The sequence below is a fragment of the Roseibium sp. RP-7 genome (genome assembly GCF_053005225.1).
The window spans coordinates 2,390,654-2,415,467 of record NZ_JBRKQA010000001.1 but is presented as its reverse complement, the minus strand read 5'-3'; the positions used below and the strand labels follow the sequence as shown (position 1 = coordinate 2,415,467).

At 57.9% G+C, this 24,814-nt stretch carries 11 protein-coding genes; 6 read left to right on the top strand and 5 right to left on the bottom strand.

Going from position 1 to position 24,814, the window contains the following annotated elements; translation table 11 throughout:
• Window positions 1-278 precede the first annotated feature (278 nt).
• Both ACVDG9_RS10890 and ACVDG9_RS10885 read left to right on the top strand, forming a co-directional pair.
• Window positions 279-7,886 (top strand): SDR family NAD(P)-dependent oxidoreductase, encoded by a 7,608-nt coding sequence (locus ACVDG9_RS10890; protein WP_447237961.1) that lies wholly within the window; start codon window positions 279-281, stop codon window positions 7,884-7,886.
• A 26-nt stretch (window positions 7,887-7,912) separates the two neighbouring features.
• On the top strand, window positions 7,913-9,271 hold the full coding sequence (locus tag ACVDG9_RS10885) for an aminotransferase class I/II-fold pyridoxal phosphate-dependent enzyme (protein WP_447237960.1): 1,359 nt from the start codon (window positions 7,913-7,915) through the stop codon (window positions 9,269-9,271).
• A gap of 70 nt (window positions 9,272-9,341) precedes the next feature.
• Here the strand turns inward: ACVDG9_RS10885 and ACVDG9_RS10880 are convergent, their stop codons facing one another.
• From ACVDG9_RS10880 to ACVDG9_RS10860, 5 genes are all read right to left on the bottom strand, one after another.
• Complete coding sequence (locus tag ACVDG9_RS10880) at window positions 9,342-10,151, bottom strand: SDR family NAD(P)-dependent oxidoreductase (protein WP_447237959.1); 810 nt, start codon at window positions 10,149-10,151, stop codon at window positions 9,342-9,344.
• Window positions 10,152-10,170: 19 nt separating this feature from the next.
• Window positions 10,171-11,910 carry a capsular polysaccharide export protein, LipB/KpsS family gene (locus tag ACVDG9_RS10875; protein WP_447237958.1) on the bottom strand — a complete coding sequence of 580 codons (1,740 nt, stop codon included), beginning with the start codon at window positions 11,908-11,910 and terminating at the stop codon, window positions 10,171-10,173.
• Window positions 11,907-13,229: a capsule polysaccharide biogenesis protein gene (locus tag ACVDG9_RS10870; protein ID WP_447237957.1), complete on the bottom strand. Its 1,323-nt coding sequence runs from the start codon at window positions 13,227-13,229 to the stop codon at window positions 11,907-11,909. Before ACVDG9_RS10870 ends, ACVDG9_RS10875 begins: the two co-directional genes overlap by 4 nt.
• Window positions 13,213-14,562 carry a capsule polysaccharide biogenesis protein gene (locus ACVDG9_RS10865; protein WP_447237956.1) on the bottom strand — a complete coding sequence of 450 codons (1,350 nt, stop codon included), beginning with the start codon at window positions 14,560-14,562 and terminating at the stop codon, window positions 13,213-13,215. Before ACVDG9_RS10865 ends, ACVDG9_RS10870 begins: the two co-directional genes overlap by 17 nt.
• Window positions 14,563-14,635: 73 nt before the next feature.
• On the bottom strand, window positions 14,636-15,763 hold the full coding sequence (locus tag ACVDG9_RS10860) for an SLBB domain-containing protein (RefSeq protein ID WP_297842535.1): 1,128 nt from the start codon (window positions 15,761-15,763) through the stop codon (window positions 14,636-14,638).
• 321 nt (window positions 15,764-16,084) lie between these two features.
• On the opposite strand from ACVDG9_RS10860, the gene ACVDG9_RS10855 reads away from it, so the two are divergent.
• The 4 genes from ACVDG9_RS10855 to ACVDG9_RS10840 all read left to right on the top strand — a co-directional run bounded on the left by ACVDG9_RS10855 (window position 16,085) and on the right by ACVDG9_RS10840 (window position 24,808).
• The gene (locus ACVDG9_RS10855) at window positions 16,085-17,185 is read left to right on the top strand and encodes an AGE family epimerase/isomerase (RefSeq protein WP_447237955.1); all 1,101 of its coding nucleotides are present in this window, start codon (window positions 16,085-16,087) and stop codon (window positions 17,183-17,185) included.
• A gap of 136 nt (window positions 17,186-17,321) precedes the next feature.
• The gene (gene folD / locus ACVDG9_RS10850) at window positions 17,322-18,233 is read left to right on the top strand and encodes a bifunctional methylenetetrahydrofolate dehydrogenase/methenyltetrahydrofolate cyclohydrolase FolD (protein WP_022999442.1); all 912 of its coding nucleotides are present in this window, start codon (window positions 17,322-17,324) and stop codon (window positions 18,231-18,233) included.
• A 240-nt stretch (window positions 18,234-18,473) separates the two neighbouring features.
• The gene (locus ACVDG9_RS10845; protein WP_022999443.1) at window positions 18,474-20,456 is read left to right on the top strand and encodes an autotransporter assembly complex protein TamA; all 1,983 of its coding nucleotides are present in this window, start codon (window positions 18,474-18,476) and stop codon (window positions 20,454-20,456) included.
• 5 nt (window positions 20,457-20,461) lie between these two features.
• Window positions 20,462-24,808, top strand: coding sequence for a translocation/assembly module TamB domain-containing protein (locus ACVDG9_RS10840; protein WP_447237954.1), 4,347 nt, complete (start codon window positions 20,462-20,464; stop codon window positions 24,806-24,808).
• The last annotated feature ends 6 nt before the right edge of the window (window positions 24,809-24,814 follow it).

The following is a 24,814-nucleotide window of genomic DNA, read 5'->3' as shown; positions in this document are numbered from 1 at the left end:
GCTTCTTAACAACACTCAGAAGAAATACGATTTTTTATGTATCTAGCCTTTTCCAGCATTTCTCCATGGGATAAAGGTTGCCAAACCCTGCGTTTGCAAGGTAGCTGGAAACGCTGTTTGGCATGGGATAAGCTTACGCATGGCAGCACTGGGACTGGGTCGCGCCGGTCTGCGATTTATCTCGAGGGAGCATGCGGAAATGACTGTTTATAAACTGTAAGTTTTCTTATGAAAATCAATAGCTTGACTGTACCCAACTAATAAAAACAGGTTGTTCTGTGGCGTCGCTTACATCAAATATCGATATTCTTGGTTATTCTACCCGCCTTCCCGGCGCCAACGATTCTGCCGAATTCTGGTCATTGTTGAAAAACGGCGAATGCGCAGTTACGTCTGTCTCCAAAGACCGCTGGCCGCTGGCCCGCTTCGGACACCCGGTCCAAAGCACGTCTGGAAAGACCTACACCTGGGCTGCCGGGCAGCTGGATGATGTGTGGGGATTTGACCCCTCTTTTTTTGGTGTCTCTCCGCGTGAAGCCGTGCAGATGGATCCGCAGCAGCGGCTGCTGCTGCAACTGGTCTGGGAAGCTCTGGAACACGCCAATATCCGCCCCAGTGACCTGGCCGGCTCGAACACCGGCGTTTATGTAGGTGCGTCGTCTCTCGATTACCACCATCGCTTCCTGGTCGATCCGGCCATGGCCGACATGCAGTTCATGACCGGCAACACGCTGTCGATCGTCTCCAACCGCATTTCCTACATTTACGACCTCAGAGGCCCGAGCTTCACGGTCGACACCGCCTGCTCCTCTTCCATCGTCGCATTGCACGAAGCGGTTTCCGCCATCGAGTCCGGCCAGATCGATACCGCGATCGTCTGCGGAGTCAGCCTTCTGCTCAGCCCGTTTGCCTTTGTCGGCTTCTCCCGCGCCACAATGCTGTCGCCGACAGGCCTCTGCCAGGCATTCGACGCCAATGGCGATGGGTACGTGCGCTCCGAAGGCGGCGCAGTAGTCGTTCTGCGTGCTGCGCGTGCTGGCATTCCGGAAGGTGCAAAGAGCCACGGCAAACTGCTTGCAACCGGCATCAATGCCGACGGTCGCACTGTCGGCCTGTCGCTTCCGTCCCCATATGCACAAGCAGACCTTCTGCGAGAAATTTACGAAGGCCTTGAAATCAACCCCACGGATCTTGCCTTCGTCGAGGCCCACGGCACCGGTACGCGCGTTGGCGACCCTGCAGAAGCTGATGCGCTTGGCAAGGTTATCGGCCAGAAACGCGACAAGGCGCTGCCCATCGGATCCGTCAAGACCAACGTCGGTCACCTTGAGCCTGTTTCCGGTCTGGTCGGACTTCTGAAATCCGTAATGGCGCTGCGAGAAGACCTCCTGCCGCAGTCGCTGCACTTCAGAAATCCGAACCCGGATATTCCGTTTGACGAGTTGAACCTCAAGGTTGCCGGTGAAGCCATTTCCCTTGAGCGCAATGGCACCCGTAGACTTGCAGGGGTCAATTCCTTCGGTTTCGGTGGCACAAACGCTCACGCCGTCATAGGTGATCCCGATCCCGAAACTGCCGAAGCTTCGACAGCACCGGTTGACGCGCCGCTGGTCATCAGTGCCCGGTCCAAGGAAGCCCTGCAGCAACTAGCCGGCAAGTTCGCCGAACGTCTCGACAACGAGGCGGATGAAACAGCCGGCAATGTGATTGCCTCGAGTGCCCACGGTCGCGATCTGCTTTCTGAGCGACTTGTTGTTCTCGGCAAGACCAAGGCGGAAAAACTCGACGCGCTGCGTTCATTCGCAAAGAGCGGCGATGAAAACGCAGATGTCGTGTCTGGCAGCGTCATCAAGTCGAACGCAAAGGTCGGGTTTGTCTTTTCCGGAAACGGGTCTCAGTGGGCCGGCATGGGTCAGGAAGCCTACCAGGCCGACACGCCATTCCGGACCGCCTTTGACAAGGTCGACAAGATCTTCATGGGTCTGAGTGGATGGTCACTCGTCACCACGCTTTTTGCTGAAGACCTTGAAGCAGATCTTGAGCGCTCCGAAATCGCGCAGCCGCTTCTGTTTGCTATTCAGGTCGGCATTGTGGAATCACTGCGCCAGCGCGGCATTACCGCTGCCGGGACCGCAGGTCATTCGGTCGGTGAAGTTGCCGCAGCCTGGTGTGCAGGCGCCCTGAACCTCGAACAAGCAGTCCGCGTCATCCGTGCCCGTTCCAGCGAACAGGAAGTCGTCAGGGACCTCGGGTCCATGGCTGCCTTGCTTCTGCCGGCAGATCAGGCAGTTGCTGCCATCGCGGAAAGCGGACTGCCGAGACTTGAACTCGCTGCCGACAACAGCCCGCGAAGCGTTACAATTTCCGGCGACAGCGAAAGCCTGGATGCTTTTGCGAAGTTTGCCCGCAAGAAAAAGTGGGCCATGCGGCGCCTGAACCTGGCGTATCCGTTCCACAGCGCTCTGGTTGACCCGATCGAAAAGCCTCTGCTTGCTGCATTGGATGGTCTTTCGCCCACAGACGTGTCGCTTCCATTCTATTCGACGGTTACGCCGGATGAACGCGATGTCCGCGTTGATGCCGAATACTGGTGGCACAACGTTCGTCAGCCAGTCCGGTTTGCTGCCGCCATGGAAAACATGGCAGCAGATGATTTCTCTGTCCTGATTGAGATCGGTCCCAAGCCTGTTCTCGGCACCTATGTGAACGACGTCCTGCGGGCCAAAGGCAAGAAGGCCAAGGTTCTTGAAACGCTCAAGGAACCTTCCAAGAAAGCAGCGGCAACAGCAGGCAATCCGCTTGACAGAATTGCGGCATCCGTTGTGGCACATGGCGGCCAGACCGACCTGATCCGGTTTGTCGGCGAACGCCCAGGTCATCTGGTTCCGCTCCCGTCCTACCCCTGGCAGAACTCCGAGTATCGTCCGGAAAACAGCCCTGAACGCGTCGATTTCATGTTCGGTCAGACCTGGCCGCTGCTGGGATACCGTCTGCGTCAGGATACTGCGGAGTGGTTCAACCACATCGACAGCGGTTCCCTGCCCTTCCTGCAGGATCACAAGGTCGAGGAAAGCATCGTCTATCCGGCCGCGGGCTATATCGAGATGAGCCTGCGCGCAGCGCTCCGGTGGAGCCGGAGCGACCAGATCGAATTGCGCGACTTCGACATTCTTCGTCCGTTGGTGATCGAAGGCGATGAAGTCTGGGAAACCCAGGTCCGTATCTCGCCTGACGATCATGTGGTCGAGATCCTGTCTCGACCGCGCCTGTCCGACAACGACTGGTCCTTGAATGCCCGGGGAACATTCCTGACGCCTTCAACGACTTCCAGAACCCCGTGGGTGAAACCCGGCGACAGCGTTCTGTCGGAACTCGATCACGAAACGCTTTACACGGTCACCAAGAGTTTTGGCCTGAATTACGGTCCAGCGTTCCGCCGTGCCGATAAAGTGGTCAAGCACTCGAATACTAGCGCGACCGTTACGCTGTTGCCGCAGGACGAGAGCCTCGCGGATTACTCGTTCTCGCTCTGCCCGACTTTGGTGGATGCCGGTTTCCATGGCCTGTTTGCGCTCCTGGATGGTGTCGAGGACGTTCCGCAAAACACATCGTTCCTGCCGATCCGGCTTGGCACCTTGCGTCTTCTGGCACCGGAAACCCTGCCGGCTTCCGTGCGTATCGAAGTCACAAAGGCGTCTCCGCGCTCGATCGAAGCAAGCTTCGAGTTCCTGGATGCCGAAGGCCTGACGATCGCCCGCTTGACCAAGACCCGGTTCAAGGCTGTTACTCTTGGACAGGACACGCGTCCCGACGATCTAGTCTACCGCCAAATTGCGACGCTTCTTCCTGCGCAGGACCGTATCTCGCCGCTTCAGGAAACCTTCGAAGGGTTGCCTTCATTGGCAGGCAATCTGGACCTTCTGGGCGCCGACGACCAGGAACTCGACGACAGCCGTGTTCTGATCGAAGCGCTGGGTCGCACGATTGCGCACAAGACTCTTTTCGATCTTTTCGCAGATCGGAAAATTGAACTGGCGTCGCTTGTCGCGGCCGGCGATCTGCATGAAACGGCAGTGCCGCTTGCAGCAAGTCTCTTTGGCTGGCTGGCCGAGAGCGGGCTGTGCACGGAAAGTGACGAAGGTTTTGAACTCACGGACCCGTCTGGCAATCCAGATGCATCGGCGCTTCTGCAAGCCCTGACCGATGGCGGCGGCGAACATATCGCCGAGGCAGCATTGCTGGCACGACTTTGGACGGGTTTGTCCGATATCCTGAAGTTCGGCCTTCAGGAAGCTTCCGGCAAGGAATATTCTTCCAGCCTGTTCGACGCCTACCGCTCCTCCTCTCCTGGCAAGCGGGCCCTGTCGTCGGCCCTGCAGTCTGGTGTGCAAAGCCTGATTTCCAGCTGGCCAAGTGACCAGGCACTAAGGGTCCTTCTGGTTGGGGCAAACGGTGGCCTCGCTGCGGCGATCGATGCTGCGCTTGATCCCACCTACATGGCGCTGACCGTAACAGATGCAACGTCCTCCGCAGTTGGCAGGGGCGAGCGTTTGTGGCAGGGCAGTTCGGCGACCGAGTTTGTTGAACCAGGCGAAGCATCCTTTACCTTCGACCGGCATTTCGACATCGTGCTGTTCGATACGTCTCTTGCGGAAATCGATGCCGACACGCTGAAGCGTTTTACGAAATCCATCGTTCCAGGCGGGCTGGTGCTTGGCGCAGAACCGCTGCCTCATCCGCTCACCGACCTAATCATGGGCGTCGGCTCGTCGTGGTGGGATGAAGGCGCAACTGCCGAGTTCCCGATTTCCAGGCAACAGGCAGACTGGACCAAGACGCTGGAAGCTGCCGGTTTGACCGAGGTCCAGACCGTACCGCTGAAGAGCACTTTGATTGAAGCCGATCTCCTGTGCGCGCGTGCGGGTGATCGCGCTGAAGAAGCATCGGACACCGACGAAGAAGCACCGGAAGCTGAAGCCGAGAAGAAAAAATATCTTCTCCTGACCAGCTCCGAGGGCGCGTCTCACCGTCTTGCCGAAGGTCTGAAGGCTTGCCTGACCCGAAAAGGGCACACAGCCACCCTTCTTGTTCCGGGTGAAGTTACCGAACAGCTCGGTGACGACATCTGGAGTGTTGCGCTTGGCGACAAAGTTGATGCCCAGGAGGCCGACGAAGTGCTCAACGCGCTTGTTGCCGCACATAACGGCCGGGTCGTTCACCTGCTCGGTGCCTATGCTGCCCCGGCCGACGCTCTCGCATCTGTTGATAGTCGTGCCTTCAGCCTGATGACACTTCTCAAGGCGTTGGGACCAAACGGCGGCGAGTTCACGGTTCTGGCACCAGCCGGCGCGCAGGATATAGCCGGTGGCAAGCCAGCCGCTCCCGAGCAAGCCGGGATCTGGGCGTTTGGCCGTGTGGTCATGAACGAATACCCGGACGCGAACCTGAAGCTGATCGACGTCTCACCGGATCTGGAGCCAGGGATAGCTGCTGCACGTGTGGCCGACGAAATCCTGGTAGCCAATTGCGAGCGGGAAATCGTTCTCGACAGCAAAACCCGTTCCGGTATCCGCCTTGTAAAAGGTGGCGTCCTATCAAGCGTCACGTTGCCGGAAGGCGCCAAACCCGCCATGCGGCTGGATATCCTGCGCCAAGGCTCCCTGGACCAGCTCTCCTGGCACGCCGTTGAGCGCAAGCCGCTTGAAGGCAAGGACGTGGAAATCGCCGTTGAAGCCAGCGGTCTCAATTTCCGCGATGTGATGTGGGCACTTGGCCTGTTGCCGGAAGAAGCTCTCGAAGATGGCTTTGCCGGACCGACACTCGGCATGGAGTGCTGTGGTCATGTTGTGGGCTGTGGTCCGGACGTGACCCGCTTCCGACCGGGTGACAAGGTCATCACCTTCGCCCCGGCCTGCTTTGCATCTCATGTCACGGTCGACGAAAGTGGCTGTGCGCCGATGCCGAGCACGGTTTCAGCGGAAGAAGCTGCGACGATCCCGGTCACCTTCCTCACTGCCTATTATGCCCTTGTGCATCTGGCGGCGCTCTCTGAAGGGGAAACGGTCCTGATCCACGGAGGCGCCGGTGGCGTCGGCCTGGCCGCCTTGCAGATTGCCAAGTGGCGTGGTGCGAAAATCATTGCGACTGCAGGGTCTGAAGACAAACGCAACACCCTGAAGCTGCTCGGGGCAGATGTTGTTCTGGACTCCAGAAGTCTGGCTTTCGTTGACGCCGTCATGGAAGAAACCGCCGGCGAAGGCGTCGATGTTGTTCTCAACTCGCTGTTCGGCGAAGCCATGGAACGCAGCATTGAGGTTCTGAAACCGTTCGGCCGCTTCCTGGAACTGGGCAAACGCGACTACTACGGCAACACCCGGATCGGCCTGCGTCCGTTCCGTCAGAACCTGACCTACTTCGGTATCGATGCCGACCAGCTTCTGACCCGTCAGCCAAAGCTGGCCGTCGACCTGTTCGTCAAACTTGTCGAGCTATTCGAAGCTGGCACGCTACGTCCCTTGCCGCATCGCCTGTTCGAAGCCGCAGATGTGGTCGACGCCTTCCGACTGATGCAGCAGGCGGGCCATATCGGCAAGATCGTGATCCGCCCGCCCGCGGTTCCCGAAAACGTGCCGACCAAGCGCGAGATCTCATTTGACGGTGAGGCTGTTTACGTCGTTGCCGGTGGGTTTGGCGGCTTCGGTGCAGCATTGCTCCACCGCCTTGCCGATCACGGTGCCAAGTCGCTTGCGGTTCTCAGCCGCCGGGGCGCTTCAAGTGAAGACGCCCAGGAGGTTCTCGCGCAACTGACCAAGCGCGGCATCTCGATCAAGGGTTATGCCTGCGACATCACCAACGAAGCAGCAGTCAAGAAAGCGCTTGCAGAGATCCGGTCTGAAGGACATCAGATCAAGGGCGTGTTCCACACGGCGATGGTGCTGAATGACGTGCTGATCGCCAACATGGATCATGACGGTCTGACAAAAGTGCTGGCGCCCAAGGTCCGCGGCGCGGAACTGCTGGACAAACTGACATCCGACGATCCGCTCGATCATTTCGTGTTGTATTCGTCCGCCACGACCCTTGTCGGCAACCCTGGTCAGGCCAACTACGTCGCCGCCAACGGCTACCTGGAAGGCCTTGCACGCAAACGCAGGGCCGAAGGCCGGCCGGGCCTTGCTGTCGCCTGGGGTGCAATCTCCGACGCCGGGTATCTGGCCCGCAACGAAGATGTCAACGAGATGCTGTCCCGCAAGCTCGGACGCCATGCCCTGACTGCCAAGGAAGCGCTCGACGGGCTCATGGCCCTTATGGTGCAGCCTTCGCAGGAAGACGTTGGCCTTGCGGCGCTTGGATATGCGCGTATCGACTGGCAGGCGGCACGCAAGGATCTGGCACTGGTCGGCACACCTCTGGTCGGTCTGCTTGGCCTTGGTGACGAGGACGAAACCGGTGCGGACGGAGCGATCGACCTTGCAGCCATGCTGGAAGGCATGGATCAGGTCACTGCCGCACAGACTGTTGCCAAACTTCTGGCCGCCGAAATCGGCAAGATCCTGCGGATTGCACCTGAAGAGATCGATCCGCACAAGCCGCTGTCGGACATCGGCATGGATTCCCTGATGGCTCTTGAACTGCGCATGAGTGCGGAACGGCAGCTGGGGATCGACATTCCATTGATGTCTCTCGCAAACGGCGCGACGTTGATCGACCTGTCCAGCCGTGTTGCAAACCGGGTTCTGGGCGAAGAAAATGCCTCCGGAATTTCGGATGAAACGCAGCAGCTCGCCAGCTTGCACGTGGATGACCAGCGTCAGGAAACGGAAGATCTTTCCGACATTGCTGCCGAAGTTGAGAACAAGAGCCGCGAACTTGGTTCCTTCCTGTAAGCGGCATCATAAAAGGATTGACTGGTATGGGCGCTGATGATCGCGCCAAGCTGATGGACAGCTTGAAAGCCAACCGCCGTTCTGCGCGTGGACGGGCGACGTCTTCGTCGGCGCGTCCACAAGCGGCAACCCCGAAGCGCAAGGTCTATGACTTCAAGGAGCTGCCGCAGGTCAAGCAGTTGCAGATGCACAGAGCTGCGGCAGACATGATGGGGATCGAAAATCCGTTTTTCCGACCTCACGACGGGCTGGCAGCGGGTACAAGCGTCATCAACGGCAGCAACTACGACAATTTCGCTTCTTACAACTACCTCGGCCTGAACGGGCACCCCAAGGTCAACGAAGCCGCAAAGGCCTATGTCGACAAATTCGGCACGAGCGTTTCCGCAAGCCGTATTGTTGCCGGCGAGCGCCCTTTCCACGCAGAACTGGAAGCAGCGCTGGCGAGGATCCACGGTGTGGAATCGTCGATCGTCATGGTGTCCGGTCACGCCACCAACGTCACGACGATCGGCCATTTGGTCCACAAGGGTGATCTGGTCCTGACCGACTCCTTCGTGCACAACTCGATTGCCGAAGGTGTTCGCCTGTCCGGCGCGACCCGCATGAACTTCCCTCATGATGATCTTGATGCTCTGGAAAAGATGCTCGCAGATCATCGGCACAAGTTCGACAAGGTGCTTGTTGTTGTGGAAGGTCTCTATTCGATGGATGGAGATTTCCCGGACCTGAAGCGGATTGTAAAGCTCAAACAGGCCTATGACGCCTGGCTGATGGTCGACGAAGCACATTCCATCGGTGTCCTCGGCAGGACCGGCAAGGGCATCGCCGAGCATTTCGGAATAGACCCGACGGAAGTCGAAATCTGGATGGGGACGCTGTCCAAGACCTTCTCATCCTGCGGTGGCTATATTGCCGGATCCAAGGTCCTGTGCGACTACCTCAAAGTGTCTGCGCCGGGTTTCGTGTTTTCCGTTGGACTTTCCGCCGCGCTCGCGGGCGCTGCCATTGCGTCTGCCGAACTGCTCGAGCAGGAACCTGAGCGGGTCGCAAAGCTTCAGAAGAACGGAGCACTCTTTCTGGAGCTCGCAAAGGAAGCCGGACTGAACACCGGCCCCAGTGCCGGCTACGCGGTGGTTCCCGTAATTGTCGGCGATTCTGCAAGTGCCGCAACACTTTCCAATCGTTTGCTCGCAAAGGGAATCAATGCCCTGCCGATCATTTTTCCGGCCGTGCCTGAAAAATCAGCGCGCATTCGGTTCTTCATTACGAGCGAACATACCGAAGACCAGATCCGGCGCGCTGTAGAGACAACGGCTTCCGAACTCGACGCCATGCGCGCGGACGGAACTGCCGTCGACAGGCTCATCAAGGCTACGCGCTAACAGATTTGGGCACTATGCCTCCCACAATTACCGGACACGGAAATACTGTCGTGTCCGGATCAGTGAGAGCCTACCTGTCAGAGTTCTCTCGATAACGCGGATCCTGATCAATCGTCACATCAAAACCGCCCATGAAGAGATCGCCGAACTTCGTCGGCAACAGATTTTGAAGGCGAATGCCCCAGGCCAACAAAAACGGAAACGCATAGAACGGCTTGCGACGGTCGATGGCCCGTCGCATCAATGCGGCTGCTTTTGAAGCGGGCATTTCGAATGGTTTGGCACCGTTGTGGCGCGCAGACATCGGTGAAGTGATGAACCCCGGACAGATGATCGTCACGGATATGCCGAAGGGCTTCAACCAACCGCGAAGGGAATGCCCGTAGGCAATGAGTGCTGCCTTCGTGGCGCTGTAGCTCGGCATATCCGGCAAGGCACGCATTCCGGCCAGAGACGAGATAAGCACCAGTTGCCCCTGCCGGCGTTTTTGCATGTTGTCGACGAGGCCCGTGAGGGTGTTGACCACGCCTCGATAGTTCACATCGATCTGCCGATCGCTGTCGGCATTCGTTTCGCGCGTTCGGTTGGGACCGAGCCCGGCAGTCACACCAGCATTTGCAATGACCAGATCGACAGGATGCCGTGCATCCAGATCGCTGAGGTACCCATGCAGTGCTTCGCGATCACGAATATCGATGGCGCTGATTTCACCGTCTGCGCCAAGCTCGCGGATTTCTTTCAGCAGAGCTTCCAGACGCGCCTCGTCCCGGGCAATGAGGGCGAAATAGATGCCAGGACCAGCGTATTCACGAGCAAGCGCCTGCCCTATGCCGCCACTGGCACCGGTCAACACGATGACCTTTTGTGTTTCGCCTGCCATTCTTGCCTCTCCATGAGGGTTAGATTCCAAGTTTTCTGCCTAGCCAGGACGAGTGCCGCTTGATCGCGGTTACCAGAAGGTGCCGCTTGTCTGTCCGCTGCTCCGCTAACCGCGCAACCAAAAACTCCGGTGAGCATGGCAACAAGGAAACTGGGTCAATTGTGCGGGCATACTTCACGAGAGCCAGATAGACCAGCTCCGGCAAGGTGCGGCTTGTGCCCCTGCCTTCAATCTGGGTCAAATCCTCACAAAGGCCCCAGCCGGCATAAAAGGGCGCTCCGTGGACACACACCTTCTTGCCCCGTAGCAAAGCTTCGAACCCCGATAACGAAGAAAAAGTCTCGACGCCATCGACTGCCTCTATGAGGTCGATGATATTCGCATCTTCGGCAATTTCATCGGCGTATTCCAGCGCGGTTTCACGGGACACCTTGCCTTTGCGCAAACCAGTCTCAACATCGGGATGAGGCTTGAAAACCAGGAATGCCTCGGGATGACGGGTACGGGCGAGGCGAAGCAGATCGAGATTCACGTTCGGTGTGTTGGCGCAATCGATTGTCGCAGATCTGGATTTTCTGATTGCCGCATCGTCCGCAACCTGCCCCGGTACAAGGATCTTCTCCTTGTTGGCCGGATAGGCAAATGAACGCGTCTTGCCGAAATTGTATTTGGAGACCCTGGCGCGAATGATCAGGTCGATCAAAGCTTCGCCCCGGTTCCGTTCTTCCGGTGAAAGCACGTACTCTTTCAGTAGCACCTCAAGCCGGCTGGGCCGAGAGGGGTCGTAGTAGATGCCGAGGTCATCGACCGCAAGCATAGCCCCTCTTGCAAGGCCTGCACCAAGACCGACGGAGCGCAAGAAACCGTCTTCTATGCGCGACAACTGAATCTCGTTTTGTATGCAGATCTGCTCGAACGCGGGATCGGTGCGCCCTGCCCAGGAATATATCCGCCCGCCGTCACTCCGTGCGGCTGAGACAGCGTCCTGTTGGGTTTCGTGAAACGTGACCGCCCCGCCTTTTCCGGAAAAGGTGGCGTTGATCGAAGGATGGTTCCAATACTGCGCGCCGTAACAATGGCCGGGCATGGCGTTGTCCTGCCACTGCTCCTGCATAAGCGAGTGGATCTCCAGCGCATCACCTGGGTGCAGAAGATCGCCTGTATAAGGTGAGAACCAGGCAGTCCGGCAAGACAGTATCCAGTTCAACAGATCGTCGATGGCTATCTGCTCAAGAGCGGCCTTGTTTTTGAGCTCGGTCCAGAACAAGGCGCCCTCTTGTCGGACGTCGTCTCCGGCCAAAAGCCTTTGAAGCGAAAGACCTTCGGCTCCAGCAACCGCAGTTTCGCCCGCCGCGGAACTGGAGAGCAACTGTTCACGCCAGGTGCCCGTAAAATCGCAAACCGACGCAATGTTCCGGCCATGTGTGACGAACTGCCGGATTAACGTGTCACAAGCGACGCTCATCAAAGAGCGTTCTTTCAGCTCAGTGCGGCTCAATGGCAAAAGAATTAAGCTGGAGGGCAGCCGCCGGGCTTGTGCAGGGGTCGGTCCTTCCAGGACCAGAAGAAGGCTACCTTTGACAGGCTTCATTCTGCTGAACGCATTGGCGTTTTTCAGCCAAACTGCCTGATATGGACTGGTATCTGAACTCCCAAGGATCCCGCCCTCGAGAGCCGTTTGAAGCCTGACTTCCAACGGCCGAAGCTCCGGATCGGCAATCTTCAACGCCGACTTATGCCCCTTCAGCCAACCGATCACAACGGCACTCCGAGCGCACGTGCCCTAGCGAGCCTGGGAGGAGGATCGACATAGGCTCCGAAGGCGTTCAAGTCTCTATTGGCAATCTTTTCGGCAATGTTTTTCGCCGCAACTGCGACTCCTTCCGAATTGTGGATCGACCCTCGTACCTGCGTTGAAGCTGCCAGCGCTTGAACGTAAGTGAGGAGAAGGTCACGATCCGGCTGATCCGGATTATTCCAGAAACCCGCCAGATCACCCTGGTGGGTCAGGCCGGCAATATCGTAGTGGGCCGGCACCAGCGTCTTCACCGGCACACCAGCTTGCAAGGCTTCCAGCCCGGCAGTGGAATTCAGCGTTACGACCCCGAGCGCCTGCTCGAACGGCTTTGCAAGGCCGCCGCCATCGAGAAAATGCACCCGGTGCTGCAAGCCGAAGCGGTCTGCAAGTAGATTGGCAACACCCGGCCAGTCTTCGAAGCCGACATCGAGAGGGTGGCTCTTCAAGACCAGATGAACGTCGTCATCTGCCACTTCGGCCAAGGAGCGGAAAACGACCTCCAGAACCTCTTCAAAACTCTGAAATGGTGAATGTCTGCGCAACTGGAAATCTCCCTCCAGCTGCAACGGCAGCACGTAATAGCGAACCGCCTTCTCCTGCAATTCCGAAAGCTGGCGTTCTGCTGCCCTGTTCCTCCGCTTTTCCGTCAACAGCCTGACTGCTCCGCGCAGATATTCAGCGACCGGGGAATAGATCGTGTGCCGCTGATAGGCGGGATAGAGCGGCTTCAGGAAGACATTCGTCAGGTTATAAACTATGTCTGGAGCTGTCTGGAGCCAGAAGCTGGAGGGATAACGCGGGGTGAGATCCACCGCCTCCGCAGTCTCGGCTATACGCCTTATCGCAGCCGGGTCGGAAGGAAAGTGACTGAGCGTGGACAAACCGGTTCGCTCCAGCGTCATCCAGCCGGGCCGCAATGCCCCAAGTTCTGTCACGGCAACATAAACGCCTAGCCGGACTGCCTTTTCGACAGCAACGCGATGGTAAAGGCGCTGATCCCCATGAAGAACGAGATCTGTGATCTCGTGTTTGCGCAAATAGTCTTCTATGTAGGCCGGCCATTCGGATGGCTGCCCCTTGAAACTGATACAGCCCTTTCCGTGCCAATGTAGCCAGTCACCAGCGCAGAAGTTGATCCGGTGAACATCAAACCCGAGGGCTTTGAGGCAATCTCCCGTTTGCTTGTAGAGCGGAGATAACGGTCCCTGCAGAAATAAGACCCGTCTTACGACGTTTGGGCGAGTTTCCGTTGCCAGAGACGGCTCAACCGCGCCAGACATGTGTCCACCGTTCGGTTTTGCCACGCCGTTCCAGTTGTTCGGAAAAGGTTGTCGCGATCCCTCTCGCCTGCGCCTTTTGCAAACGAGGCGGCATTTCACAGAAGGCGTGCGGCAAATTAACCGTGTCCGCAATCATCCGTTCCGCCATCATGTCGGCAGCCGCCTCTCTGCCTTCCTTGGTGTAGAAACATCCCTTGACTTGAATGGACGCGGCAAGCAACCGTTCAAGCGCATCCAGCAGATCCTGATCCGGCATCGTCGGGTTGCGCCAGAAATCATCAAGAGGGTTCTGGCAGGTCAGCCCCGCGATATCATAAAGTGCGATGCCAAGAACCTTCGTGGGGCAATTCGCTCTGAGGGCATGCAGACCGGTGGTGCTGTTTATCGTCAATGAGCCTGCTGCGTGTTCCAAAAGCCGGTTCAGGTTGCCACCATCCACCAGAACCACACGTTTCTTGACCCGATATTTCTTGGCGAGCGTCCGCAGGATTCGCCCCCAAGGCTCCATGCCATTGTCCAGAGGGTGGACCTTGAAGACAAGGCGCGCCGCGGCAGGTGCGTTTTCTGCAAACGACTTGATAACCTCCTCCGCAGCATCCGCAATATGGTCATACTGGGAGTTATAGCGCAGCTGATAGTCGCTCTGAAGCTGAAGAGGAAAGACGTAGTATGGCAGGCCAGTCGCAATAATGTCGTCAATCACGTGGTGGGCGTGCCTGTTGCGGCTTTTGGCGAGCGAGAATCGCGGAATATTGCTCAGGTAGTCGATCAGCGGATGATAGAGCTTGTCACGGACATACCTGGGATATGACAACGCGAAGATCACGTTGGACATATTGTAGGTTACCTCGTTCACCGCTTCGTTGATGAACGGGTACTTGTAGAGTGCCTGCCGGTCGATATCTGGAAGGCTGCTGCCTACCTTCATGATGAGTTCCGGATCATCCGGAAACCGGGAGTGCGCGGACATTCCACAATGTTCGAGCGTTATCCAGTCCGGACGCAGATAGCCGTTCTCAAAGGTCAGACACGTTATGCCGAGTTCCCCTCCCACTTCCGCCGCTGCAACATGATAAGGTACACGATCCGCATAATAGACGATGTGGGTAATCTTCTGGTCGAGACAGTAGGCTCGAAGCCATTCGGGCCAGTTTCGCAAGGAACCGCGATAGGATGTACATCTGCGGTCGTGCCAACCGATCCAGTCGCCGGCACACAGGTTCACCCGGCGTGTGGACGCCCCTGCTTTTTCAAGGCTGTCGGCAATGGTTCGCGCAAAAACACCAGGCGGCCCTTGCAGAAACAGCACCACCATTGAACTGACTGAAACCATGCAATCTGCCAACCTACCGGCTTTAACGGCCCACCATGTTTATCTGAGCCGTTAAATCTTCGTACGGCAACTGTTAATCCGTGATGTTACTTACCACAGAGTAGTTGCTGATGAGCGGAGCGATGATTTGCAGGAATTTGCCAAGCTCAGCAGTCGGATGGTTCGAAACGAACAGGATGTCCTTGTCCCGCATTTCGAATTTCTGCGACATGAAGAAGCCCTTCGGATCGCGAAGGCTCAGTTTGTAGACAAGAGGAACGCTCTGCCCCGTCAGCTTGTCCGCAAGAAGAGGCTTGAGCTTTCGCACAAGCGCAGCATCTTCGAAGCGGAACAGGAACACACCGTTTGCGTCCGCACGATCATCCCGCAAACCACCCACCGTCGCCAGGGCCTCCGCCATCGTGACGGTTTTCGTCCTGAACGGAACGAGCTGGTTTGCCTTGAGGGCACCGAAAGCAGAGAAAGTACGCGGGCGATGCGACAGAAGAATGTTGTCGTTCGGCGCGATCAGAACGTTATTTTCCGGATAATCGATCAGGTCTTCCAGACGCGTGGTACCGGCGCGGTTGCCGCGCTTCAGCGTAACCACGGTCTCATAGGTCGCGTCGCGCGCGCCACCTGCTTGCGCAACGAGGTCAAGCAGGCGAGTATTTCGCAGCGGCAACGGATAAACGCCGGGTTTGGCGACATCGCCGACGACAACCGCGGTTGAGCTCAGTTTGTCTCTGAGGGAAATCAGAACCTGCGGCTCAACGGCCTTGCCAACGAGTTTCTGCTGCACCGACTGGCGCAAGCCCTCAATGCTGAGGCCTGCCGCCCGTATACGGCCAGCGTACGGCACGAAGATATAGCCGCTCTCGTCAACAACGGACGGAATGTTGCTCGATCCGCCACCGCCACTGCTGAACAGGCCGTCCGGCGACGCTTCCCAGATAGTGACATTCAGCGTGTCGCCAACGCCGAGGAGCGTTGAAGACCCGCCACTTCCAACTCCGTGGAACTGGTTGGCGAAAGCGAGTGGGCGGTAATTCTTGATGGTGTCAATGTTGGACGGCTCGACAACGACGACGGTGTAATCACCCGTCTGTGCACTGTTTTCGACATCTTGCGACGAAATATTTATCGCAGCCGGGCCCTCGCCCGGCAGGGCGGAGCACCCAAACAGAACTCCGGCAGCCGCCAATACTGACAAAAAACGCATTAGTACCCAATCCACCCAAATTGCTGCCAAGTCTGGTAACACCCTCTTGCAAGGTTGTCCAAGACGCATCGCAGCTTTCCCCGGGAGAAACCTCCCAGCTGTGACTTTGCTGTAACACTACACCGTCTTTTCCTAGTGAATTGATAAATTTCCAATTTATCGTCTTCTGTTCGGCATGTGAGCGTCGATAATCGAATTCAGCGTCAGAGCTTCCAACATCTGTCTTCGGGGTATCTTATGACCGCCAGCAACCGGCATAACGACATTAAAAACATTAAAATTCTCTCGTCAGAATTAACAATCTGGCTGCGGGATTCGGCCTTGCCGCTCTGGTCAACTGCCGGTATCGACCCGCAAACAAAAACCAGTCTTGACGTTATCGACCTCAAAACTGGCGCCGGCCTTCCGGTCACGCGGCGCGCGCGGGTCGTGAGCAGGCAGATCTATTCCTTTCTGGAAGGCAAGAAGCTCGGGTGGACGGGACCAGCCGAGGAATTAGCGACCGAACTTTATCGCTGGTACACGAGCACGTTCCTGATGCCGGACGGACACTACGCCTCTTGTGTTGACATGAATAACACAGTCACAGACACGAGTTTCGACCTCTACAATCAGTCTTTTTCCCTCTTTGGCTTCGCCAAGCTGGCAGCGGATCTTCCCGCCTGTAAAACCAGCGCAAGCGAACACGCCGACAAGCTGCTGGACCATCTGATGACAGCCTATCGTCATCCGGAAGCAGGATTTCAAGAAGCCTCTCCCGCGAAGGCACCGCTTTGCTCCAATCCGCACATGCACATGTTCGAAGCGTGCCTCGCATGGGAAAAAGTCTCCACAGATTCTGCCTGGGCGGACCTTGCCGATGAAATCGCCGAACTTGCCCTGACGCGTTTCATCGACCCGGTTTCAGGCGGGCTTCGAGAATTCTTCAATAGCGACTGGACCCCGTTTGATGGTGACAAGGGCCGTGTCATGGAGCCCGGTCACCAGTTCGAATGGGCGTGGCTCCTGACAAGATGGGGGCAATCGAGAATGGATGCGGGCGCCCTGATTGCTGCGCGGCGTCTCTATGACATTGCATGGACCTACGGCATAGACGAAAGCCGCGGTGTTGCCTTCATGGCCTTGAACGACGATTTTTCCGTTAGAGACCCCATGGCACGCCTGTGGGGACAGACGGAATGGATCAAGGCCGCCGTCGCTCTGGCAGAAGTTTCAACCGGTGCGGAAAGGGATGCCTACCTGGCGGATATTCCGGAAGCCGTCCAGGCACTGAAGGTCTATTTTGCAGATGTCCCCGCCGGCTTGTGGCGAGACAAGCTCTCTCCCGACGGAACCTTCGTCGATGAACCTGCACCGGCAAGTTCGCTCTATCACATCGTTTGCGCCATCTCGGAACTTCACGATTTCGCAGAATCACTTTGACCGGGCCGTCGGCGTCAAAAAGGCGCGCATGGCGAAACCAGAGCAGTAAAAGACGCATTCGGCCTTTTTCATTTCGATACAGAGCTCTATAGCTTGTCGCCGGTTTAAGAAGACGTGCGACCAATGAGGAGGCCGAATGCCCAAGGCTCAGATCATCGATGGCAAGGCTATCGCGGAAAGTGTCAGGCAAGAAATCACCAACCGGGCAGCCAAGCTGCTGGAAACCAGCGGCAAACGCCCCGGTCTGGCGGTCGTCCTGGTGGGTGAGGATCCTGCCAGCCAGGTCTACGTACGCAACAAGGACAAGGCCGCCGAAGCCTGCGGTTTTCACTCCGTGAAACACACGCTCGCTGCCGACACCAGCGAGGACGCTGTGCTGGCACTTGTCGACCAGCTCAACAACGACCCTGATATTCACGGAATTCTGGTGCAGCTGCCTTTGCCGGGACATATCGACGAGAGCAAGGTGCTGCGCCTCATCCGTCCGGAAAAGGATGTCGACGGTTTCCATCCGGTCAATGTTGGACTGCTTACTGCCGGAGAACGGGACAGTGCGCTGGTGCCCTGCACACCTGCCGGTAGCCTGGTGCTGTTGAAGCGTACACTCGGCGACACGCTGTCGGGTCTCAATGCAGTCGTGGTGGGCCGATCCAACATCGTCGGCAAACCCATGGCGAGCCTTCTGCTTCAGGAAAGCTGCACCGTCACGATCGCTCACAGCCGCACAAGAGACCTGCCGGACGTCGTGCGTTCCGCGGACATTGTCGTCGCGGCGGTCGGTCGGCCGGAGATGATCAAGGGCGATTGGATCAAACCGGGCGCGACCGTTATCGATGTCGGCATCAACCGAATCCCGGCTCCGGACCTGGGTGAAGGCAAGGCTCGCCTGGTTGGCGATGTGAACTTTGCAGAAGCAGCAGAGGTTGCAGGTGCCATAACACCGGTTCCCGGCGGCGTTGGTCCAATGACGATTGCCATGCTGATGGTCAACACCTTGACGGCTGCTCGCCGTCTGCTTGACCTTCCGGAGGAAGAAGCGCTTTTTTGAGTAATAACCGGCCGGCACGAAAGCGCGCGCAAGAATATTTTCGCGCGTTCTTGCGGCACATTCACTAAAGTCTTGTGCCACCTTCTCTCTTGAACTCGTTCCGGCGCCATGGTCTATCGTGTTTGTATTCGCTTAACCATGGCCCTTTAAGGTGCGTAACGTAGGGGCTGCAAACGCAGATGGTTGAATTGCGCTGTTATCAGATGCAATTCGGCTGACCAATTAAACAGGCGGCAGTGAGTGAAGGGTCTACCGTCTTGCAAGTCCGGCAGGTTCGCCGGCAAGCGTTTCAACGCATTTTCCTCATTGGCAGCCTGGTTGGCTGGCGGTGTTTCTTTTGTTGCGTTGCGCCCGGCTGGCGCTGGGTTGGCCTGTGCCCTTCTTCTTGCAGCTCCCCTTCCCGCAAATTCCTTTGAAATTTTCGGCTGGAAGTTTTTCGAATCGGCGGAAGACGAAGCCAACGCTGTTCCCGATCCCCTGCCCTACGAGGCAGACCTGACAATCTCCAATGGTGCGGATGATCTCACCAAGGAATTGAAAGACGCCTCGCTGCTGGTGCAGCAACAGGAAAAGCCTCCCTCCGGCGAGGCAGGCCTGCTCGCACGCTCTCTTTCTGATCGCGAACGGCTGATCGCCCAGCTTTATGCCGATGGCCGCTACGGTGGAACTGTCGATATCACGCTTGCAGGCATTCCACTTGAAACCGCTCTTGAACAAAGTGATTTGCCTGACGCTCGGCCGGTGAAGGTTGAGATCCTGGTCAATCCGGGGCCGGTCTTCACCTTCAGCAATATCGACGTTTCGTCCCAGGACGGCGATCTGTCCACCGACCCGTCCTTCTGGGGCCTCGCGAAAGGCGAGGTCGCTGCTTCCGGCAAGATCCTGACGGCGGAAAAGCGCATGATCGCGGTTCTGCGCGATCGCGGGTATCCGAAGGCGCGGATCGCGGAACGCCGGATAACGGCGGACCATAGCACCAACACCCTCGCCGTGGCGCTGATCGCCGATGCCGGCCATCAGGCACGTTTCGGCCCGGTCTCGGTCAAAGGTACGGAAGTCACTGACCCGGATTTCGTCGTCCAGCAGGCAATGCTTCCGGTCGGAGGCGTCTATTCGCCTGAAGACCTGGCCCGTGCACGCAAACGGCTCAACGAACTCGGCATCTTCTCGTCCATCCGGCTCGTGGAAGGCGAAATCGAAGGGCCTGACGGCACCATGCCGGTCACCATCGAGGTGAGCGAGCGCAAGCGCCACGTGATCGGTGCCGGTGCTTCCTGGTCCAGTACCGAGGGCTTTGGTGTCGAATCCTATTGGCGCAGAAGAAATCTCTTCGGCCGGGGCGAATTGCTCTCTGTTGAAGGGTCCGTTGGCAGGATCGGCAACGAGAGCGTCCTCGACATGGAGTACTCGGCGCGGATCGCCTTTGAAAAGCCAGGCGTTTTCGGCCCGCTTACCAGCTTTTCGACCAGCCTGCAGGCACGCCAGGAACATCCCGACGCCTACAAGAGCCGGTCGATTACCTATGACGCCTATCTCAACAGGGAATTTTCCGAGCAGCTGAAAGGCCGCGCGGGCGCCGAGGTCTTTTACGCCAATGAAGAAGACGCCTTCGGCGATGGCGACTATCTGCTGGTTGGACTGCCGGCGGACCTGACCTTCGACAACCGTGATGACAAGCTCAATCCGTCCAAGGGGATTTTCGCAGCCCTGTTTGCGGAGCCCGCTTACGATACCCTGAACAGCAACGCGATGGGTTTCATCAAAGGCACTGTTTCCAGTTACTATGCGCTCGATCAGGCCAAGCGCTTCATTCTTGCAGGCCGCGTCTCCACAGGGTCGATCCTGGCGCCGTCCGTGGAATCGGTTCCCGCCAGCCGGCGGTTCATCGCCGGTGGTGGCGGGTCCATCCGTGGCTACGCCTATCGCAACGTCGGTCCACGCAAGGATGGTGAAGTTACCGGTGGACGCTCAATTATCGAGCTTTCCGGTGAAGTTCGCGTCATGGTAACCGAAACTATTGGAATCGTTGGATTTGTTGATGCAGGTAATGCATACGAAGATAGCATTCCTGATTTTTCCGAGAGCCTGAAGGTGGGCGTTGGCGCTGGTCTGCGCTACTTTACTCCAATAGGCCCGCTGCGAGTCGATGCTGCGGTGCCGCTGGATCCGGGACAGGATGACCCGGACTTCGCCCTTTATGTAGGTTTGAGCCAGGCGTTCTAACGCAGATGCGTTTTCTGAAACTTTCCTTGCGAATCTTCGGATTCCTGATCGCGGTTGCGATTGCTGTTCCCGTCCTCGCCCTTTGTGTCCTGCAAGTGCCGGCGGGCCGCACCTTTGTGTCCAGCGTCGTCAGCACGCTTGCCTCGTCCGACAATCAGACCATCACGATTGAAGATTTGTACATCAGCTTTGGGCTGAAGGCTGAAGTCGGCAAGGTCTCCCTGGCCGACAAGGAAGGAACCTGGCTGAACGTCGAGAACGTTGCCGCCGACTGGCATCCCATGCGGCTCCTTGCCGGCAATCTCGATATTTCTTCTCTCACCGCATCCCGGATAGATCTGGAAAGAACACCTGTCCAGCCACCGGCTGAAGAGGTGGCAGTGACCGAGGAGAGCAGCTCATCGGGCGGTGTATCGCTGCCATTTAACGTCACTCTCGAACGTCTGGGCCTTGACGAAATCAACCTCGGTGCTCCCCTGCTGGGAGTACCTGTCTCCCTGACGGCCGCAGGATCAGGCTCTTTCGCGCTCGACCCGGCACTTGTCACTGCCGACCTCGACCTGCACCGGATCGACGGCATAGAAGCCGGTCTTGTGGCCAAGGCACAGTTTGAACCCGCCGCCGAAACGCTTGCCTTCGATATTGAAGTGTCCGAACCGCGTGGGGGACTTGCCGCACGGCTTCTTGAAGTTCCCGACCTGCCCGCGCTGGATCTGTCGCTCAAAGGTGATGGTCCCCTGACCGACTGGGCAGCCAACCTGAGTGTGGCTCTCGATGGCAGGACCACCGTCACCGGTTCGGCAAAAATCGAGGAAAATGCATCCGAACGGCATCTGGCCTTCGATTTGGACGGCGATCTCGCGCCGCTTGCACCTCCCGCGGCACAAGCCTTTCTGCTCGGAACGACAAATGCCAAAGGAGCTGCCAGGTTCTCTACGGAGTTCGCCCCTCTTTCGGCCAACCTGACCTTGAAAACACAAACACTTTCTCTGGAAGCAAAGGCCGATCTTGAGAACGATGCCGTCAACGCCACGGCGGATCTTGCCGTAAGTGCCGGGAATGACGCGCTGATTGCGCTCGACCTTGGCGAGAGGCGCATTGCCTTCGGTCCGTTGACCGGAACGGTACGTGTTTCCGGACAACGCTCCGCGGTCGACTGGCAAACCAAGATTGACCTGAAGTCACTGCAGACAACGGAAGCCAGGACTGGAGCCATCACGCTGTCGTCCTTCGGAAATGGAGCAGATCTCTCCGAAGGAACGCTGACGTCACCCTTCTCGCTGTCGCTCGCCATTGACGGGCTGGAAGGCATTACCCCGCAAACAGAGCCTTTGACCGGCTCACTTGAATTGAAGGCTACGGGCGCCGTGAACGGCTCAACCCAATCGGCCGAGATCAAGGATCTGACCCTTTCAACCTCTGTCGCCTCGCTTGCCCTGTCGGACACGAACCTGTCAGCCGACGCTGTCAACGGATCGGGCAGGCTTTCGCTCGCTGACCTTTCCCGTCTGTCGGGCCTGGCAGGCCGTGATCTGGCCGGTGCTTTGAACGGAACATTTTCGCTGGATCTTGATCCAAGCCAACTGTCGGGCACGATCACCAGCGCTCTCGTCACCAGGGATGTCGGGACGGCAATTCCTCAGGCCGACGCGCTTCTTGAAGGTGAAACACGCATCGACGTGTCTGTCGATCTTCAAGGCGTGGACGATATTTCCGTCACCAGTCTCGCTGTTTCGAACAAGGCGCTGGATGCGAAAGGGAATGCCCGTTACCGGCAGAACGAACTGAGTTCCAGCCTGACGACCAGCCTTGCCGATCTCGCAAAGGTCGATCCGCAACTTGCCGGCTCGCTGGAACTCGAAGCGAGCACGGAAGGTCCGATCGACGCGCTTGAAGTGCAGGCGGTTGCCTCTTCAAAGCAGATCATGCTTGCAGGCACACCACTGGATGACTTGAAACTTTCTGCTGAGGCAACGGCCAACCCCGCCGCGCCTACAGCCAAGATTACCAGCAGTGCCAGCCTGAACGGCCAACCCATTGCCGTTGATGTCGAGCTCACCAGTAAGGACGGTGGGGCAAGTGTCAGCCCGCTTTCCGTCAAACTGGCCGGCAACACCGTGACCGGTGAACTTTCTCTGGCAGATCTCGACAATCCTGTTGAAACGCTCAAAGGCACGTTGAACATCGATGCTCCGGACCTTGCCTCGCTCTCTCCGCTCCTTCTGACGGAAATCGCCGGACGTGTTCAAGGCACAGTGACAGCCAATCCGGAAACGCGGCAACTCGCACTCGACGTTTCCGGAAGCGATATCAGCGTGCCCGCAGTCAGTCTCGGCAGCGTGAAGCTCAAGGCCAATCTTACTGCCCCATACGAGCCGGAAACCGTCACTGCGGACATTCAGCTGTCAGACATCCTGACAGATGCGACCCCGGTTCATGCGGTGAGCCTTCAAGCCCAGCCTCAAAACGGCGGCACCGCAATCACGGCAGACGTCAAGCTGGACAAGAACGGCAAGGATGGCGTGACGCTTGCAGCGCAGGTGAACGAACCGGAAGCTGGCTCCTACGTCGTCGCCCTGTCCGAGCTTGCCATGCGATATCAGGGTATCGCCAGCCAGTTGAAGCAGCCGACGACTATTTCCTATGCGGCCGGTGAAGCGACGATCGAACCACTGGAGCTTCAGCTTGGCAATGGCTCGCTTGCGGTGTCCGGCAAGGCCGGCGAGACGCTTGACCTGAACGCCAACCTGACATCCGTTCCGCTCAATCTTGCCAACGCCTTTGTCCCCTCGCTTGGTCTCGGCGGCGCTCTTTCCGGGAAGGTGTCTGCCACAGGCAGCTCATCGGCTCCCGAAGCGACCTGGTCGATCTCCGGAACAGGTCTGACGGCTAACGAGTTGCGAAACAACGGTCTGGCCGCGCTTAGTCTGTCGACCTCAGGCACATTGAAGAACAACCGGATCGACCAGACGACCAAGGTCAGCGATCCGAATGGACTGAACCTCACGGCTGCGGGAACGGTCGGGCTGCAGAAACCCAATCCGATTGCTCTTACCCTGAATGGCAACGTGCCGACTGCGGCTCTCAGACGCCCCATGATCGAGGCAGGTTTGCGGGGTGAAGGTACAATCGCCCTGAGCGGCAATGTCGGCGGTTCGGCGGCAGCCCCCACTTACCAGATCACCGCCACGCCCAACGGTTTGAAGATCACCAGCCTGTCGACGGGTATCACTGTACAGAACATTCGCGGCACTGCTTCTGTCAGCCAGAACGAAGCGTCGCTGAACGGCATTGCCGGTGACCTTGCGACGGGCGGCTCCATGTCTGCGTCAGGCACTGTTGGCATGAAGGACGGATTTCCGGCGGATCTCAGCCTGAAACTGGACAATGGGCGCTACGTCGATCCTGGCCTGGTGACTGCGGAAGTGGATGCAGATCTCAAGGTTTCCGGTCCGCTTGCTTCTACCAGCGCATCTGCCCTTATCAGCGGTCAGGTATCGATCAACAAGGCGGACGTCTCAATTCCCGAGTATCTGCCCGGTGCGATACCTCCCGTTGATGTTCGGCATATCAATGCTTCCAAGGCGATCCAGCAGCAGGTTGCAGAACTTGGTGGCGAAGTCTCCCAAACACAGACCCAGCAAAAGACCTTCCCGCCGCGTCTGGACATCGTCCTGTCCGCACCGGGACGGATCTTCATTCGCGGTCGTGGTCTTGATGCGGAACTACAGGGCAATCTGAAGATCGTCGGCACAACGGCCTCGCCGCAGGCAATCGGTGCTTTCGGACTGAAGCGTGGCCAGCTCGACATTCTCACACGCCGCTTGATCTTCTCTCGCGGCAACGCCACTTTCGAGGGCTCACTGACGCCTGTCCTCGACTTTGCGGCGACGACAGTCGTGAGCGACACCACCATCACCGTTACCGTGAGCGGCGAGGCAGACGATCCCCAGATCGCATTCTCCTCGTCCCCCGAACTTCCGCAAGATGAAGTTCTGGCACTGCTTCTGTTCGGCAAGAGCGTCGGCAACCTGTCGCCCACACAGGTGGCACGGCTTGCGGCGGCCATAGCCACCCTCACCGGGGGCAGCGACAACGGACCGCTTGCCACGATCCGGAAGTCTCTGGGCCTGGATGCCATCGACATCAACACGGACGGGGACAACGGCCCTTCTGTCGCTGTCGGCAAATACATCAATGACAACATCTACGTCGGCGTTGAACAAGGCACGGGTACCGGTTCCAGCCGGGTGAAGGTCGACATTGACCTGGACCGCGGCCTGAAGGTCCGTGGTGAAGTCGGTGCGGACGGATCTTCTAAGGCCGGTATCTTTTTTGAACGCGAGTATTGAGCCCAC